General features: G+C 69.3%; 13 protein-coding genes and 5 pseudogenes. 11 read left to right on the top strand and 7 right to left on the bottom strand.

The window, feature by feature from the left end; translation table 11 throughout:
• Nucleotides 1-42 precede the first annotated feature (42 nt).
• The 3 genes and pseudogenes from OG747_RS34500 (at nt 43) to OG747_RS34490 (ending at nt 3,048) form a co-directional block, all read left to right on the top strand.
• Entirely contained in the window at nt 43-1,062 is a 1,020-nt protein-coding gene (locus tag OG747_RS34500; RefSeq protein WP_405883266.1) for a LuxR C-terminal-related transcriptional regulator, read from the top strand.
• 503 nt (nt 1,063-1,565) lie between these two features.
• Nucleotides 1,566-1,922 (top strand): annotated as a pseudogene (locus OG747_RS34495) (helix-turn-helix domain-containing protein); the annotation flags it as partial.
• Between the two features lie 724 nt (nt 1,923-2,646).
• Nucleotides 2,647-3,048: a muconolactone Delta-isomerase family protein gene (locus OG747_RS34490; protein ID WP_405885838.1), complete on the top strand. Its 402-nt coding sequence runs from the start codon at nt 2,647-2,649 to the stop codon at nt 3,046-3,048.
• Nucleotides 3,049-3,293: 245 nt separating this feature from the next.
• On the opposite strand, the gene OG747_RS34485 is transcribed toward OG747_RS34490, so the two are convergent.
• The 5 genes and pseudogenes from OG747_RS34485 to OG747_RS34465 all read right to left on the bottom strand — a co-directional run bounded on the left by OG747_RS34485 (nt 3,294) and on the right by OG747_RS34465 (nt 6,523).
• Nucleotides 3,294-3,644, bottom strand: a complete 351-nt coding sequence (locus OG747_RS34485) for a hypothetical protein (protein ID WP_076094230.1) — start codon at nt 3,642-3,644, stop codon at nt 3,294-3,296.
• 2 nt (nt 3,645-3,646) lie between these two features.
• Entirely contained in the window at nt 3,647-4,111 is a 465-nt protein-coding gene (locus tag OG747_RS34480; RefSeq protein ID WP_405883265.1) for a prevent-host-death protein, read from the bottom strand.
• Nucleotides 4,112-4,567: 456 nt separating this feature from the next.
• Nucleotides 4,568-5,005: pseudogene (locus OG747_RS34475) on the bottom strand (transposase); the annotation flags it as partial.
• A 69-nt stretch (nt 5,006-5,074) separates the two neighbouring features.
• Nucleotides 5,075-5,347: pseudogene (locus OG747_RS34470) on the bottom strand (ISKra4 family transposase); the annotation flags it as partial.
• A 162-nt stretch (nt 5,348-5,509) separates the two neighbouring features.
• A complete protein-coding gene (locus OG747_RS34465) occupies nt 5,510-6,523 on the bottom strand; it encodes a LacI family DNA-binding transcriptional regulator (RefSeq protein WP_405883264.1) in 1,014 nt (337 codons plus the stop codon).
• 191 nt (nt 6,524-6,714) lie between these two features.
• Between OG747_RS34465 and OG747_RS34460 the strand changes: the two genes are divergently transcribed.
• From OG747_RS34460 to OG747_RS34435, 6 genes and pseudogenes are all read left to right on the top strand, one after another.
• Nucleotides 6,715-8,043: an ABC transporter substrate-binding protein gene (locus OG747_RS34460; protein ID WP_405883263.1), complete on the top strand. Its 1,329-nt coding sequence runs from the start codon at nt 6,715-6,717 to the stop codon at nt 8,041-8,043.
• A 9-nt stretch (nt 8,044-8,052) separates the two neighbouring features.
• Nucleotides 8,053-8,985 (top strand): carbohydrate ABC transporter permease, encoded by a 933-nt coding sequence (locus OG747_RS34455; RefSeq protein ID WP_405883262.1) that lies wholly within the window; start codon nt 8,053-8,055, stop codon nt 8,983-8,985.
• Entirely contained in the window at nt 8,985-9,803 is an 819-nt protein-coding gene (locus OG747_RS34450; protein ID WP_405883261.1) for a carbohydrate ABC transporter permease, read from the top strand. The genes OG747_RS34455 and OG747_RS34450 overlap by 1 nt, the downstream gene beginning before the upstream one ends.
• Before the next feature lie 95 nt (nt 9,804-9,898).
• A complete protein-coding gene (locus tag OG747_RS34445; protein WP_405885837.1) occupies nt 9,899-12,172 on the top strand; it encodes a beta-glucosidase in 2,274 nt (757 codons plus the stop codon).
• Between the two features lie 92 nt (nt 12,173-12,264).
• A pseudogene (locus OG747_RS34440) lies at nt 12,265-12,432 on the top strand (acetylxylan esterase); the annotation flags it as partial.
• Between the two features lie 52 nt (nt 12,433-12,484).
• Nucleotides 12,485-12,805 (top strand): hypothetical protein, encoded by a 321-nt coding sequence (locus OG747_RS34435; protein ID WP_405883260.1) that lies wholly within the window; start codon nt 12,485-12,487, stop codon nt 12,803-12,805.
• On the opposite strand, the pseudogene OG747_RS34430 reads toward OG747_RS34435, so the two are convergent.
• Nucleotides 12,762-12,887: pseudogene (locus tag OG747_RS34430) on the bottom strand (IS5/IS1182 family transposase); the annotation flags it as partial. The gene OG747_RS34435 and the pseudogene OG747_RS34430 overlap by 44 nt on opposite strands.
• 87 nt (nt 12,888-12,974) lie before the next feature.
• Between OG747_RS34430 and OG747_RS34425 the strand changes: the two are divergent.
• On the top strand, nt 12,975-14,510 hold the full coding sequence (locus tag OG747_RS34425) for a glycoside hydrolase family 43 protein (RefSeq protein ID WP_405883259.1): 1,536 nt from the start codon (nt 12,975-12,977) through the stop codon (nt 14,508-14,510).
• A gap of 89 nt (nt 14,511-14,599) precedes the next feature.
• Nucleotides 14,600-14,773, top strand: coding sequence for a hypothetical protein (locus tag OG747_RS34420; RefSeq protein WP_405883258.1), 174 nt, complete (start codon nt 14,600-14,602; stop codon nt 14,771-14,773).
• Between the two features lie 307 nt (nt 14,774-15,080).
• On the opposite strand, the gene OG747_RS34415 is transcribed toward OG747_RS34420, so the two are convergent.
• Complete coding sequence (locus tag OG747_RS34415) at nt 15,081-15,920, bottom strand: HAMP domain-containing protein (protein WP_405883257.1); 840 nt, start codon at nt 15,918-15,920, stop codon at nt 15,081-15,083.
• Nucleotides 15,921-15,944 lie beyond the last annotated feature (24 nt).

The following is a 15,944-nucleotide window of genomic DNA, read 5'->3' as shown; positions in this document are numbered from 1 at the left end:
CGGTGCAACAGGGTTAACAGAGATCCTCTACCGTGCCGGGCCATGGCGAACACGGCGTATGAACCGGCACTCGGACAACCGGCACTCGGACGGACCCCTGCCGCGAGCCCCTGGGCCGCGGTGGGGGTCTCCGCCTTCGACGAGCGGCTTTATCGGGCGGTCCTGCACCAGCCCGACGCGGGTACGGCGGGCTGGGCGCTGCTGACCGGCGGCTCCAGATCCCAGGTCCGCGACGGCTGCGAACGACTGCTGGACCTGGGGCTGTTGCAGCCGCCCGACTCGGTCGGCGGGCTGCGGGCCGTCGACCCGCGGGTGGCGATCCGCGCCCTGATCCGCCGCCGCGAGACCGAGTCCGAACTGCTGGCCGCCACCGCGCAGGAGATGTCGACGGCGTACGACGCGGGGCTGCTGCGCGAGCGGCCCGGGCGCCTGGTCGAGGTGGTGGAGGGCGAGGGCGCCAACGCCGCTCGGCTGGAGGAGTTGTACGCCCGCGCCGAGCACGAGGTGTGCCTCTTCGACTGCCCGCCCTATCTCGCCCCGCGCACCCCGCAGTTGGACCTGCAGGCCGATCTGCTGGGCCGCGGCGTGTCCTATCGCGCGGTCTACGCGGCCACCGCGCTGGAGGATCCGGACGTCCTGTGGCACGCGTTACGGATGGTCGAACTCGGTGAACAGGCACGGGTGTTGCCCGACGTGCCAATGAAGCTGCTGGTGGTCGACCGGCGTACCGCGATGCTGCCGCTGACCGCCGCGGACGCGGGCGGCTACTGCGCGGTCCTCATCCGGCACTCGGCGGTCACCGAGGCCTTGCAGAAGCTCTTCGAGCTGGCCTGGCAGCAGGCGACGCCGCTCGGCCAGCCGGTCGCCGCCGGTGAACTCACCGAGGGCGAGCGGACGTTGACCCGGCTGCTCGCCGCCGGGATGAAGGACGAGGCGGTCGCCCGTCACCTGGGGGTGAGCCTGCGGACGCTGCGGCGCCGGGTGAGCGAGCTCCAGGAGCGGCTGGGCGCGGCGAGCCGGTTCCAGCTGGGGGTGCGGGCGGCGCAGCGCGGCTGGGTGTGACCCCCGCGGGAAAGCGAAGGGCCGCACTCCTCGTCGACGAGGAGTGCGGCCCGACTGCCGTACCGGAGCGCCTACTTGGCGATCAGGTTGCGCAGCACGTACTGAGACATGCTTCGATTGCCGTTCTTAACCCTATTCACCGCCGCCGTTTGACCTCACTCTCGACCAACCACACAAAATGCCTGGTCAGAGGCGTGCCGAGGGATACAAATAGGCACTAACTCGCAGTTGGTGAAGCACCTCAGTTCACATGCTTCGGTTGCGGTACTTGAGATCGCCACCTCCCCTGAAATCCGACGTTGCGATCGACCCGGGGTCCGAGCCGAGCTTCCGCGCTTGGCACCGGCTTCGTCGGTCATGGGTGGGCATGGCAGCGCTGCTGCGGGCAGGCGAAGACCAGTCGTCCTGAGCGAAACCGACGCGTTCGGCTGACGAGTCGAGAGCGGCTCGTACTTGAGGAAGGAGGCTGTCGGTGTGAGGTCTCAGGAGATGCTTAACCGTTTGTGCTCTGGACATGGTTGACACGTTCGGCTGAACGTCCGCTATCCCCCAACTGCCGGTGCGGCAGGGGTGCTTCCGTCGGAGTCGTGGATATACAGCAGTTGGCCGAGTACCGCTACCGGGCTGTCCGCGAAGTGCTCGGCGGGTCTCCGATCGGTGAGGTCGCGGCCCGGTACGGCACCTCGCGCCAGACCCTGCACAGCTGGCGGCGGCGGTTCGAGCAGGAGGGCATGCCCGGTCTGCTGGATCGCTCCCGCCGGCCGCGGAACAGTCCCACGCGCCTGTCCGCCGAGGTTGAGGCCGAGATCTGCGAGCTGCGCCGCCGGCATCCCCGGTGGGGTGCCCGCCGGATCTCCCACGAGCTGTCCGGCCGCGGGCTGGAGTCGGCGCCGTCGCGGGCCACGGTCCACCGGGTGCTGTCCCGCAATGGCCTGGTCCGCGCCCAGGAACAGCAGCATCCGCGCAAGTACCGCCGGTGGCAGCGTGAGGCGCCGATGCACCTGTGGCAGATGGACCTGGCCGGAAGGAAGCAACTGTTGGGTTCATCAGCTGCAGCAGACGACACAGCCGAGAACAGCAGCGATATACCACGGTCAGTTCGACACTCGGCACGCACGACCGTGAGCGTAGAGCACGCCGACAATCAGAGCGCCTCGCGAACACGATGGCCGCGCCACCCGGCCTCTCCGGTCGTACTCGAGACCTCCGGAAGGCGGGAGCCGCCAAGGCCGAGGGCGCGCCTCCTCTGTCACAGGCGCAAGTCGACCGGATCGTCGCCATCCTGCGCCAGGCAGGCTCTCAGGCCAGTGCACGTCGTGGACGCGGAGCGCCACACCGGACGGCTGGGGGCCGTGGGAGCGGTACTCGGCACCGGCGGCACGGGGTGCGGTCACGCTCCTCTCGCGTTCGCGCTCACCCAGTGCCGCAGCGCGAGCCCGCTGGTCTGGTCCTCCCTGATCGCGACCGAGACGGACTACTGGACCGGGATGGCACCGGCGATGCTGGTGATCGCCCTCGGCTTCGGGACCGGCGTCATCGCCCGGACCAGGCCGCAGTCCATGGAGTGGACCACGACAACCGGAGATCGCCTCGGCGCTGCTCACCTCCGCCCAGCACCTCGGCGTCGCCCCCGGCCTCGCGATCCTGGCGAGCGTCGCCGCTGCAGTCAACGCCGCGCCGCGACGGCTGGCGCGAGTACTTCTCGAGTTCGTCCTGGGCGACACCAATGGCCTGGCTCCGGATCAGCTCGCAGACAAGTGGCAGCAGGAGGCAGTGGCTGCCGGCAACGCTGCGTCGGCGGGCCTGCTGCGCCGTCTCTGGCTCCGCCCGGACGGGCTCCCTGCCCTCGGGGTGTGGCAGGCGACCGACCGGGAGACGCTCGACCGGGCGCTCGAGGGTCTCCCTATGGCTCCGTGGCTCATGATGCCGGTCACTCACCTGGATCCACACCCGAGCGACCCCGTCGAGCAGGCGTTCGCAGTGTGACGAGAAAGCCCTCGCTCTATCGAGCATGCACGATTTCTTGGACTAGCTGCGCGAGCCCTCCAAGCTGACGAAGCCGCTTCACGCAGAGACTTCCCCTCCGCGGAGTGATCGGGGAGATCGAGTCGCCCTTCCCCAAGGCCGCGCCGCCCTCGAGTGAAGTCAAAGTCCCCGGTCGCGGCAGCCACACAGCGATCATCCCAATCGGATGCGCGCTCACCGACGATGTGCGACGCTGCGAAGCGCGCCTACTTCGTCTCGTTCGGGTGGCTCGTGTGCACCTGCTCCAGGAAGACCGTGCGCTCGTGGACGTAGAACCAGATGCGCGCGGTGCCCTTCGCAGTCGGTTTGTGCTGCCACCGCTCATGGGTCGCGCCGCCACGCTCGATGACGCCGAGCTCACCCTTGAGCCGATAGTTCGTCGGCGTCGTGGACAGTGGCGTCCGCGTGAGGAAGTCCCAGGTCTCCGTCATGGGGTTGCGGATCGTCGCGACGAGGTCGCGCCATCCCTTCTGCGCGTCGGCTGTGGCGAAGCGGATCTCGTACTCGATCTTCTTCGGAGGGCGAGGAACCAGCTCGCCCTTCCTGGCGGCCGCCACGGCTACGGACGCTCCACGGTCTCATCGTCGTCGAGCCACTCCAGACCGGCGCTGCCGCTGCTGAGCCCGGCCGCGACGGCGGTGGCCGTCTCCTTCCAGGAGGTCAGCTCTGCGATCGCGAGGTGCGGCTGACCGGTGGAGAACGACGCGCGCGCCGCATCGACGAGGTCCTGCGCGCAGGACTCCCGGTCGGCCGGCGACAGCGCGAGCATCCAAGGGAAGGCCTTGGACATCCGCTCGGCGAGCGAGCCGCGGTCGTCGAGGGTGACGGTGATGAGCTGCGCGGCAAAGTTCAGCAAGCGGGCACGACCCTCGGCCTCGCGCTGCGACATCAGGACCAGAGCCTCGCCGTCGCGCCGGGTCACCGTCACGGGGTGGTCCTCGGCCTCGGCGAAGACCTCGGCGGAGTGCTTGCTCAGGTCCGAGGAGCGCCGAGTCGCCACGGGGAGGTCTGCTGCGATGGTCATGGATCCATAGTATTCGGAACGTATTCGGAAGTCCAGTGGAGGCCGCGAAGTGCGTGCGCCAGACTCGACCTCCGGATGCGGTCCGATGTCAGATCTCAGCCTTCCTTGATGCTTGAGTCAGACCCGAACTCACAGCCGGTCGATCGTCGAGATGGGGAGCGCACTTACAGAGCTGCCTACCTGCCATGCACAAGCAGGTCGCGGGTCTCGTCCGTGGGCAGCGCTTCGACCGGCAGCGCGACTCGACCAGAGAGGTCATTGCGGATCTCGTCCAGGAAGTGCGCCAGGTAGCGCCGGTACAGCTCGCCGATGTCGTCGCGAGAGTCGACGATGCCCGCACCGTCGTGAACGGTGAACGGTGCTCGAGATGGCGGTCACGCCAATGTGGGGTATTCCAAGGGCCTGTCTCGATTTTGGCTCTGGCCCGTAGTCGGTGGTAGCTGTCTGTGACGTGGGCTATTGGAGCAGGATGCGGTGGCGGAGGAGGGGAAAGCCGGCCCTCCCGTGCATCTGCCTCGTGATCATTTTGGTGCGGGTGTTGACGCCTTCGGTGCGGCCGTTGTGGTACGGCAGAGTCAGGCCGGCGTCGACGGCGCCCCGGTCGAGTTCCAGCCCGTTGGCGAAGGAGTGCAGGTGGGGCAGGTCAGTGGCACGGACCTGGGCGATCCACTCGGTGAGCTTGGCATCGTTGCCCTCCGCCGGGGAGAGGAGCTGGGCGAACTCTCCCGCGAGGCGGGCGAGTCCCCTCAACTCCAGGCAGGAAGAGATGAGTTCCCGCAGGAAGGCTGCGTCCTTGTCGCGGAGGTTCTCGGGGCGGGACAGGAGGAGCCGGGAAAAGCGCTGCGGGGTCGTGACCGGCCGTTCGCCCTCGATGCGGCCCTGCGTGACGTACTTGTACTTCGCGGGCGAGGGCGAGGCCGATGCCCGTTGGGTGCAGATCAGATCTTATGAGGGTGTCGCCGATCAGGGCGTGAGTATGCGTTGGTCGCGGTAACACGCCTGGTGGTTGCGGGCGAACTCCTGTTTCTCGTGCCAGGACCAGTAGGTGTCGAAGTCGCCGTTGGCGCGTAGGGCACGGAGCTTGAGCACGGCTTCGGCTCCGGGCAGGCCCCAGCGGGCCCCGGTGAGGTCGAGTCGGTCCTTGACCAGGTGGCGGCAAGCTCCTTCGATGATGCCAGTGGCGATGGGCCAACCGCGTTCCAGCGCGGTGTCGTAGCGCAGGTACTGGGCCTTGTTACGGAGGCAGCCATATTCGAGCACGTGGATGAGGTCGATGACGATGTTCACGTGGCTGGCAGCTGGCAGTAGGGGCAGGTCGGCGGGCATGGCTCCAGGGCCCGCGGTACGCGACCGGAGCGATGCGTCACGGGCTTTCGAAATTTCGAAGGTGCTGACGACTCAATCGGTGGCCGGGGGCTGGGCTGTGCTGCTGCGCTCGACCAGGCTGGTGGCCAGGTCCACGCGCGGCGCGGACGGTGGGTTGCCGCGGGCGAGGTCGATCACCATGCGCGTGGCGACCTCGGCCATCTCGGTCAACGGCTGGCGGACGGTGGTCAGGGGTGGGCCGACCCAGCGGGCGATGGGCAGGTCATCGAAGCCGACGACGCTGAGATCGTCCGGGATGCGCAGGCCCAACTCCCGTGCGGCCTCGTAGAGGCCGAGCGCCTGCAGGTCGTTGCCGGTGAAGATCGCGGTGGGCCGGTCCTTGGGGCGCAGGAGCTCCAGGCCCATCAGGTAGCCGGTTTCGTGGTAGAAGTTGCCCTCGCGGATCAGCGCGGGATCGAAGGCCACGCCGGCCATCTCCAGCGCGGCCCGATAGCCGTCAATCCGGGCGCGGCTGCACATCATCCGCCATGGTCCGGCGATCATGCCGATGCGTCGGTGGCCCAGGTCGAGCAGGTGGCGGGTGGCGGCGAGGCCGCCGTTCCAGTTGGTCGTCCCGACCGCCGGAACGTGCTGACCGGGGTCCCCGGCCGGGTCCATCACCACGAACGGGATGTCGCGACTGGTCAGCTGCGCCTGCTGGGCCTCGTCGAGCCCGGACAGCACCAGGACCACGCCGGTGGGGCGGCGGGCGAGTACCCCGTCCATCCAGGACTGCCCGAGGCTGAGCCGGCCCGAGGACTCCGACAGGACTACGCTCATTCCCTCTTCGCGGACGACGTTCTCGACCCCGCGGATGACTTCCATCGCCCAGGCGCTCTCGAGCTCGTGGAACACCAGCTCCAGCAATGGGCTGGACGGGGCGCTGTTGCTGCGGCGCCGCTGGTAGCCGTACTGATGCAGCAGCTCCTCCACCCGCTCCCGTGTGTCGGGGGCGACGTCCGCGCGGCCGTTGACGACCTTCGAAACAGTCGGTGTGGACACGCCCGCCTCGCGCGCGATTTCGGCGAGTGTCGCCGACCTGGTCACGAGCCCTCCTGTGCTGCTGGTGTGCGAAGTACGAAGTCGTTGCGACTGTACGGGACGGATGCTTGCTGGTCAGGGCCTCAGCCGGTACGTCCGAATCGAGACCGTCCAAACCCTTGACGGAGATCAATGTTACGCCTAGGTTCCCCGCATTGTTCGGAAATCTCTTCGAAATTTCGACGGAGTGGCAGGCGATGGGTTCTCTTCGCGTGACGGTTCGCAATGGTGCGACCCGGAATAGATTCGCCGCAGTAGCGGCAACGACAGCGCTGGTGCTCGGTTCGACCGCCGCGTGCAGCGGCGGCTCCACGTCGGCGTCCGCCGGCTCCGGGACGATCCACGTCCTCGTCTACGGGGATGCCGCGAACAAGGTCGAGAAGCAGATCGTCGATACGTTCAACAAGACCTCGAAGGTCAAGGTGGTGCTGGACACCGTCCCCGGCGCCGACTACCAGCAGAAGCTCAACACGATCATCAACACCCCGCAGGCCCCGGACATCTTCTTCAACTGGGGCGGCGGCAGCATCGCACCCTTCGCCAAGCACAACCTCCTGCTCCCCCTGGACGACATGATCGCCAAGGACCCGGGGCTCAAGTCCAACTTCCTCCCCTCGGTGTTCAACACCGCGGTGATCGACGGCAAGTCCTACGGTGTCCCGATGCGCGGCACGCAGCCCGTGCTGCTCTTCAACAACAAGAAGGTCCTGGCGAGCGCCGGCCTGAGCGTCCCGCAGACCTGGGACGACCTGATCAGCGACGTCAAGGTGCTCAAGGCCAAGGGCCTGACCCCGATCGCGCTCGGCGGCGCCGACCAGTGGCCCACACTCATGTGGTTCGAGTACGTCTTCGACCGGGTCGCCGGTCCGGACCTGTTCCGGAAGGCGCTCGCCGGTGACAAGAGCGCGTGGGCCGGCCCGGACAGCCAGAAGGCCCTGGGCATGCTGAAGCAGCTGAGCGACGCCGGCGCATTCGGCAGCAACTTCGACTCGGCGAAGTTCACCGACGGCGGGTCCCCGGCGCTGCTGGCCAAGGGCAAGGCCGCCTTTGAGCTGATGGGCTCCTGGGAGTACTCCACCCAGCAGTCCAACAACCCCGACTTCGCCAAGAACGACCTCGGCTACAGCGCCTTCCCGACCGTCAGCGGCGGCAAGGGCGACCCGAAGGACGTCGTCGGCAACACCAACAACTTCTACTCCGTCCTGAAGAAGACCAAGCACCCCGACGCCGTGGCGGCCTTCCTCAAGCTCATGTACTCCGACGAGTTCGTGAAGGCCCAGCTCGGCATCGGCAACCTGCCGACCACCACGAACACCGGCAACTTCCTGTCCACCTCGGCCAGCCCGGACTACTCGAAGTTCCAGTTCAACCTGGTCAAGGCGGCCCCGTCGTTCCAGCTGTCCTGGGACCAGGCCTACCCGCAGGCGGTGGCGACGCTGCTCCACAGGGCCGTTCAGGAGTTCGTCGACGGCAAGATCGACGCCAACGGCTTCATCCAGGCGATGCAGTCGCTGTCCACCTCCTGAGTAGGACTGATGAGCTCACCTTCTCTCGCAGCCGTGTCCGGCCGCCGCCCCAAGGCGCGCCGGGCCGGCGTCGGGGTGACCCGCCCGGGCTTCGCCTGGGCGGTACCCGCGACCGTCTTCTTCCTGCTGTTCGCGATCCTCCCGCTGGTGCTGGTCGCGGTGCTGTCCTTCACCAGCTGGGACGGCCTCACCTCGCCGCACTTCAACGGCCTGGCGAACTGGACCAAGCTGATCCACGACCCGGTGATGACCCAGAGCATCTGGCTCACCCTCGTGCTCACCGTGCTCGGGGTCGTGACGCAGACGCCCATCAGCATCCTGCTGGGCGTCTGGGCGGCCGGCCCCCAGCGCAACCGGGCCGTGCTGTCCGCGATCTTCTTCGTCCCCCTGCTGCTCTCGGCGACCGCGGTCTCGGTGCTGTGGCGCGCCCTGCTCGACCCCAACTTCGGCATCCCGGGCCAGCTTCCCTGGCTGTTCGGCAACGGCAACCTGCTCGGCAGCCAGGCCGGTTCGATCGCGGTGCTGACCTTCGTCGGAACGTGGCAGTTCACCCCCCTGCACGCGCTGCTCTACCAGGGCGGCGCCCGCGCGGTTCCGCAGGTGCTCTACCAGGCCGCGGCGATCGACGGGGCAGGTACCGTGCGGCAGTTCTTCCACATCACCCTGCCGCAACTGCGCAACACCATGATCACCTCGATGATCCTCATGGTCGTCGGCGGGCTGACCACCTTCGACACGGTGCTGATCCTCACCCAGGGCGGCCCCGGCACGGACACCACGGTCAGCGCCTACTACATGTACGAGCAGGGCTTCAAGGATTACGACTTCGGTGCCGGCTCGGCCATCGCGCTGGTCCTGGTCGTGGTCGCCACCCTCATCTCCCTGGCCGTGGTCCGGCTCTCCGGCTACGACAAGATGCGCAGCACGGCGGAGGGGATCTGATGCGGCAGCGCCCCAACTACCTTGCCGGACTGGGCTCCCTGACATGGCTCGCTCTGATCGGCCTGCCGCTCTACGTGCTGCTGATCGCGACCCTGCGCACCACCTCCAACTACTCCACCCAGGGCCCGCTGAGCTTTCCGTCGAAGCTGACCCTGAGCAATTACCTCAACGCGTTCTCCAACGGCTTCGGCCAGGACTTCCTCAACACCCTGATCGTCACCGTCAGCGTCGTCGGCATCGTGCTGGTGGTGGTGCCGCCGCTCGCCTACGCCGTCGTGCGCGCCCAGGGCCGGACCATCACCGTCGTGTTCCGGGTCTTCCTGCTGGGACTCGCGGTCCCCGCGCAGGCGGTGATCGTGCCGATGTTCTACGTGATCAGCCAGGCCGGGCTCTATGACCACCTGATCGGCGTCATCCTGCCCACCGCCGCTTTCTCGCTGCCGGTGTGCACCCTGGTGCTGACCGGGGCGATGCGCGACATCACCCCCGAACTGTACGAAGCCATGGCGATGGACGGAGCCTCCCCGTGGCGGGTCTTCAGGCAACTGGTCCTGCCGCTGTCGAAGGGCGGACTCTCCTCCATCGTCGTCTTCTCGGCCCTCCAGGCCTGGAACGGCTTCCTCTTCCCGCTGATCCTCACCCAGTCGGACTCGACCAAGGTGATCACCCTCGGTCTGTACAACTTCCAGACCGAACACGGCGTCGACGTCCCCGGACTGCTCAGCGCCGTGGTGCTGTCCATGCTCCCCATCTTCATCGTCTACCTGTTCGCCCGCCGCGCCCTGGTGCAGGGGCTCATGGGGGTCGGAGGAAAGTGACCGGCAACAAGAACCCCACCGTCGAGCTCGCCGCCCCTGTGTGGCAGGACGTCTCGCTCGACCCCGCGATCAGGGCCAACGCTCTGATCGCGGCGATGACCCTGCGGGAGAAGACAGCGCAGTTGGTCGGCGTCTGGGTGGGCGCCTCCGACGAGGGCGGCGAGGTCGCCCCGCACCAGCACGAGATGGAGGAGCCGCCGGACCTGGACGAGCTGCTGCCGCACGGTCTGGGCCAGCTGACTCGGCCCTTCGGCACCGTTCCCGTGGACGCCGCCGTCGGTGCGCTCTCGCTCGCCCGCTCCCAGCAACGCATCGTCGCCGCCAACCGCTTCGGCATACCCGCGATCGCCCACGAGGAGTGCCTGGCCGGGTTCGCGGCCTGGGGGGCGACCGCCTACCCGGTCCCGCTGTCCTGGGGAGCGGCCTTCAACCCCGAGCTGGTGCGCACCATGGCCACCGCCATCGGGACCGACATGCGCTCCGTCGGCGTCCACCAGGGCCTCGCCCCCGTGCTCGACGTAGTGCGCGACGCCCGCTGGGGCCGCGTCGAGGAGACCATCGGCGAGGACCCATATCTGGTCGGCACCATCGCCACCGCCTACGTGCAGGGCCTGGAGACCGCCGGGATCGTCGCCACGCTCAAGCACTTCGCCGGCTACTCCGCCTCGCGGGCCGGCCGCAACCTCGCACCGGTCACCATGGGCGCCCGCGAGCGCGCCGACGTCATCCTTCCCCCGTTCGAGATGGCGCTACGCGAGGGCCGACCGCGCTCGGTCATGCACGCCTACACCGACACCGATGGCATCCCCTCGGCCGCCGACCAGGAACTGCTCACCGGTCTGCTCCGGGACACCTGGGGCTTCGACGGGACGGTGGTCGCGGACTACTTCGGCATCGCCTTCCTCAAGCTCCTGCACGGCGTCGCCGGAAGCTGGGACGAGGCCGCCGGGCTCGCCCTCGCCAGCGGCGTCGACGTCGAGCTGCCGACCGTCAAGACCTTCGGACAGCCGCTGCTCGACGCGGTCGAGGCCGGCACCGTCCCCGAGGAGCTGATCGATCGCGCCCTGCGCCGGATCCTCATCCAGAAGGCACAGCTCGGCCTGCTCGACCCCGACTGGAACCCGGTTCCGCAGGCGCTCTCCGGAGCGGATCTGGCCGTTCCCGAGGCGCTGCGCGGCAGCGTCGACCTGGACCCCCCGGCCAACCGGCGGCTGGCGCGCGAGCTGGCGGAGCAGGCCGTCGTGCTGCTGCGCAACGACGGCACGCTGCCGCTCGGCCGCCCCCGCCGGATCGCGCTGATCGGCCCCAACGCCGACACCCCGACGGCCGTGCTGGGCTGCTACTCCTTCCCCGTGCACGTCGGCTCGCAACACCCCGAGGTCCCGACCGGCATCGCACTGCCCACGCTGCGCGAGACCTTGGCGGCCGAGTTCCCCGACGCCGAGATCTTCTCCGCGCCCGGTGCGACGGTCGACGGCGACAGCACGGCCGGCTTCGCCGAGGCGGTCGCGGCGGCCCGCATGGCCGACGTCGTGGTGCTCGCCCTGGGGGACCGCGCCGGCCTGTTCGGCCGCGGCACCAGCGGCGAGGGATGTGACGCCGAATCGATGCAACTGCCCGGCGTGCAGCAGCAGTTGCTCGACGTCCTGCTGGATGCCGGCGCGCCCGTGGTGCTCGTCATGCTGGCGGGCCGCCCTTACGCACTGGGTCGCGCCGACACGGAGGCAGCGGCGATCGTGCAGTCCTTCTTCCCCGGGGAGGCGGGCACCGAGGCGATCGCCGGCGTGCTCAGCGGGCGGGTGAACCCCTCCGGACGGTTGCCCGTGAGTGTGCCGCGGCACAAGGGTGTCCAGCCCTCCACCTACCTGGCCGCCCGGCTGGCCCAGGACAGCGACGTGTCCAGCACCAGTACCAGCGCGGCCTACGGGTTCGGGCATGGGCTCGGCTACACGGAATTCGAGTGGTCCGCGCTCGACGTCAGCGTCGCGGAGACCGGCACCGACGGCAGCTTCCGGATCGCCTTCGAGGTCCGCAACACCGGCGAACGCTCCGGCTGCGAGGTGGTGCAGTTCTACCTGCACGACCCGGTGGCCTCCGTGGTCCAGCCGGTGCAGCGCCTCGTCGGCTACCGGCGCCTCCCGCTCGAAACCGGGGAAGTCTGCCGAGTCCTCCTGGAACTGCCCGCGGATCTGGCCTCCTTCACCGGCCGCGGGGGCCGTCGCATCGTGGAACCCGGCGAGCTGGAGCTGCGGATCTCCGCCAGCAGCACCGACCACCGCATCACGGTCCCGCTGCGCCTGACCGGCCCGGTCCGGGAGGTCGACCACACCCGCAGGCTGCACCCCGTCGTCACCGTCGAGTGCCGCTGACGCAACGAGAGGCCGCGCGTGTACACCGACCTGCCCGAGGCCGAGCTGCGGCGCTACCACAGCAGCCAGACCGAACGTACGCCCACCTCCAGATGGACACGCGCGGGCAGGGCTCGGGCTGGAGCCGGGGCGCGACCCCCGACTCCGGCCCGACCGGGCCGGAGGTCCCCGGCGTGATGACCCGAGGCATCAGCTCGCCGCGCACCTACTACTACCGCCGATTGCTCACCGACGCGGTCCGGGCCGTGGACGCCGTCCGCCGGCTGGAGCGCGTCGACCCCGACCGGGTCGCCGGTACCGGACGGGCGACGAGTGAGTCGCTGGACCTTCGGGCCAGCGACCGGGGGAGTCCACGCCGAGGTCCTGAACCTCGGTGCCGACCTGCACGCCCTGCACGCCCCCGACCGGGACGGCGCGTCCGCCGATGTCGTGCTCAGCCCCCGCGACCCGGCCCAACTGCTGGGCGGGGCCCGCTACTTCGGTGCGACGGTGGGGCGCTACGCCAATCGCGTTGCGCGCGGCGAACTGCCCCTCGACGGCATCGTGCACCGCTTGGAGGCGCAGGCCGACGGCACCACCCTCCACGGGGCCCCTTGCGCACCGGGTCCGCCCCCTCCTGCAGCAGCGCGGTGATCAGCTTTCCGAACTGACGCGGACTCAACCCGGTGAACGGGGCGGTCCAGGACGGTTCCGACGCCGTGATCAAACCAGCCATGACATGATCATCTCACCCGTGACCAGCAGTTACGGCACCCCTTGGACTCGCTCCACGGCGCCCGGCGGCCCGAAAGGAACAGATTCTGTGCGTACGTACGACAACCCTGTGATCAGCGGGTTCCACCCCGATCCGAGCGTGTGCCGGGTCGGTGACGACTACTACCTGGTGTGCTCCAGCTTCGAGTACTTCCCCGGGCTGCCGCTCTTCCACAGCAAGGACCTCGTGCACTGGGAGCAGCTCGGCAACGTGCTCGACCGGCCCGAGCAACTGCCGCTGCCTCTCCCCGGCGCCAAGGCGTCCGGCGGCCTCTACGCCCCCACGATCCGCCACCACGACGGCCGTTACTGGGTCATCAACACCAATATCGACGGCGGCGGCAACTTCGTCGTCTCGGCCGAGCGGCCCGAGGGGCCGTGGAGCGACCCGGTGTGGATCGACCTGCACGGGATCGACCCCGATCTGGCGTGGGAGGAGGACGGCACCTGCTGGTGCGCCTTCTCCGGGCCCGAAGGCGGCATCAACATGGCCAGCATCGACCCGGTCAAGGGGGAGGTGCTGGAGGGGCCCTTCGCCACGTGGTCGGGCAGCGGCCTCAAGTTCCCCGAGGCGCCGCACCTCTACCGCATCGGCGACTGGTGGTACCTGCTGATCGCGGAAGGCGGCACCGAACGCGGCCACAGCGTGTCCATCGCCCGCGGCCGCTCGCCGCGTGGTCCCTGGGAAGGCGCACCCGCCAACCCCCTGCTGTCCCACAGCGGTACCGCCCGCTCCATCCAGAACACCGGCCACGCCGACCTGGTGGAGGCTCCCGACGGCAGTTGGTGGATGGTGCTGCTCGGCGTCCGGCCCCGCGGCTTCACGCCCGACGTGCACGTACTCGGCCGCGAGACGTTCCTGACCCCCGTGGAGTGGGACGAGGACGGCTGGCCCGTCGTCGCGCCCGTTCCCGAGAGCCACGCGGCCCCGGGCGGTGCCTGGCACCCCGTTCCGGCCCTGCCCGCCCGCGACGACTTCGACGAGTCCGCTCTCGCGCCGCAGTGGGTCTCACCGTTCACCCGCCCGGAGGGCTCCTGGTCGCTCACCAAGCGCCCTGGCTGGCTGGCCCTCAGCGCCACCGGCGCCACCCTCGACCGCCCCGGGTACACCTTCGTCGGCCGCCGCCAGCAACACCACGACTGCCGCGTCACCGCTGCGATCGACCCGGGTACGGGACGCGGCGGCCTCTGCGTGCGCCTGGACGAAGCCCACCACTACGAACTGGAGGTCGGGAACGGAGAGGCCAGCGTCGTCGCCCGGATCGGTCCGCTGCGCCAGACCGTGGCCAGCCGACCGGTCCCGTCCGGGCCGCTGACCCTCACCGTCGCTATCCGGACGTCCGACCTTGTGCCCGCGTCGCCCGAACTCACCGATGGCGGGACCACCGGCCCTGACACCGTCGCCTTCTGGCTCGGCGATCCCGACGCTTTGGACGCCCAGCTACTCGTCGAACTGGACGGGCGCTACCTGTCCACCGAGGTCGCCTGCGGCTTCACCGGCCGTGTTATCGGCATGTACGCCACCGAGGGCGCGGTCGCCTTCGACTGGTTCGAGTACGCCCCCGCCTCGGCGCCCTCCGCTTGACGCTCGACGTTCGGCCGCGTGCGACACCTGCGTCCGTGCAGGCGCAGCACGCGGCATGCCGCGAGACCCGGCAAAGGGAGTGGCCGACGATGTCGACCTGGGACGCGCCGGTGGCGGCGAGCATCCACGTTACCGCCCGCGGCTACCCCCGCGCCGTCAACAACCTCGCCGTCCAGTCCCTGCTGTCGGCCTACGCCGACAACAAATCCATCGTCGACGAAGTCGCCGCCCGCGCCGCCGTCGCCGAAGTCACCCAGGAATGACCACCACACGAACGGCACGATGAGCATCCCAGTGACACCGTGAACACCAACTGCCCTGCCGGACCCACCGGCAGGACAGTTTCGTCACACCACATGCTCATCCTGAATGGCAACCGCAACCCCAGGCTCATCTTGAACGGCACTCAACACTTCAGCGGACAGCCGACACCGCCCTGCAACGGGGACGAAGAAGCGACGCAAGGGCATCGATGACGCCGGCGGCTACCTCCGTAACAAGGCCCAGTACCTGCGCTACGACACCGCGCTGGAACGCGGTTGGGTGCAGATCCAATGAGGGCGCTGTCGATCAGGACAGGCGCAGGACCTCTTCCACCGTGTCGTGCAACCGGCGGGTGGTCACGAGCGCTTCGGCGAGGACGGGGCGCAGCCGGGCGTCGTCGTCCTGCTCCAGACCGGACTCCAGCGTGAGCTGAAGACCGGCCAGGGGCGTACCTAGCTGATGGGAGGCGTTGGCCGTGAAGTCCCGTTCGTGTCGCAGGAGTTCGAACAGGCTGTGCAGCATCTCGTTGTGGGTGCGGGCGACCTGGTCGATCTCGGCGATGCTGCTGAGGGCCGCCCGGGCATTGAGGTGTCCTTCAGCGACGGCCCGGCAGTGCCGGGAGAGGTCCTCCAGCGGCGCGGCCAGGGCTCGTGCCTGACGGCGGGCGACGAGAACGGCGACGGCCAGCGCGACCACGGCCACGCCCAGCAGAGCCGCCCAGGTCAGAAACACCCGGTCGCGTACGGCAGCGACCGGGGAAGACGCCCGTACGACACCGATTACCTGCTCGGCGTGCGAGACGGGCACGGCGACGACCAGGTCACCGCCCGAACGCGTCCGGACGGCCGCACCGCCGAGGGCCCGGTGGACGGGAGAGTCAGCGGTCGCGGGTCCGCTGCCACCGCGCAACCGCGCCTGGGGGTCGTACAGGCCGAGGTGCCCGCCGGCCGGGGGTGCGGGCACTTCAACGGGGTCGCCGGTCACGTAGTCCGGGCTCACGCGGACGGCCCCGGCCAGGGCGGCCCGCTCGAGAGTGTCGCGCTGGTCGGCGTACAGGGACGAGCGGATGGCCAGGGCCGGGGGGACGGCGAGGAGGACGACGGCGACCAGGGCGACGACGGCGACTCGCACCACGCGCAGTCTCATGTCCTCATCGTGCGGCCCGCCAGG

The organism is Streptomyces sp. NBC_01384, assembly GCF_045040035.1.
Classification (GTDB): Bacteria; Actinomycetota; Actinomycetes; order Streptomycetales; family Streptomycetaceae; genus Streptomyces.
Note: the sequence above shows the minus strand (reverse complement) of the source record. Positions and strands in the feature narration are given on the sequence as shown.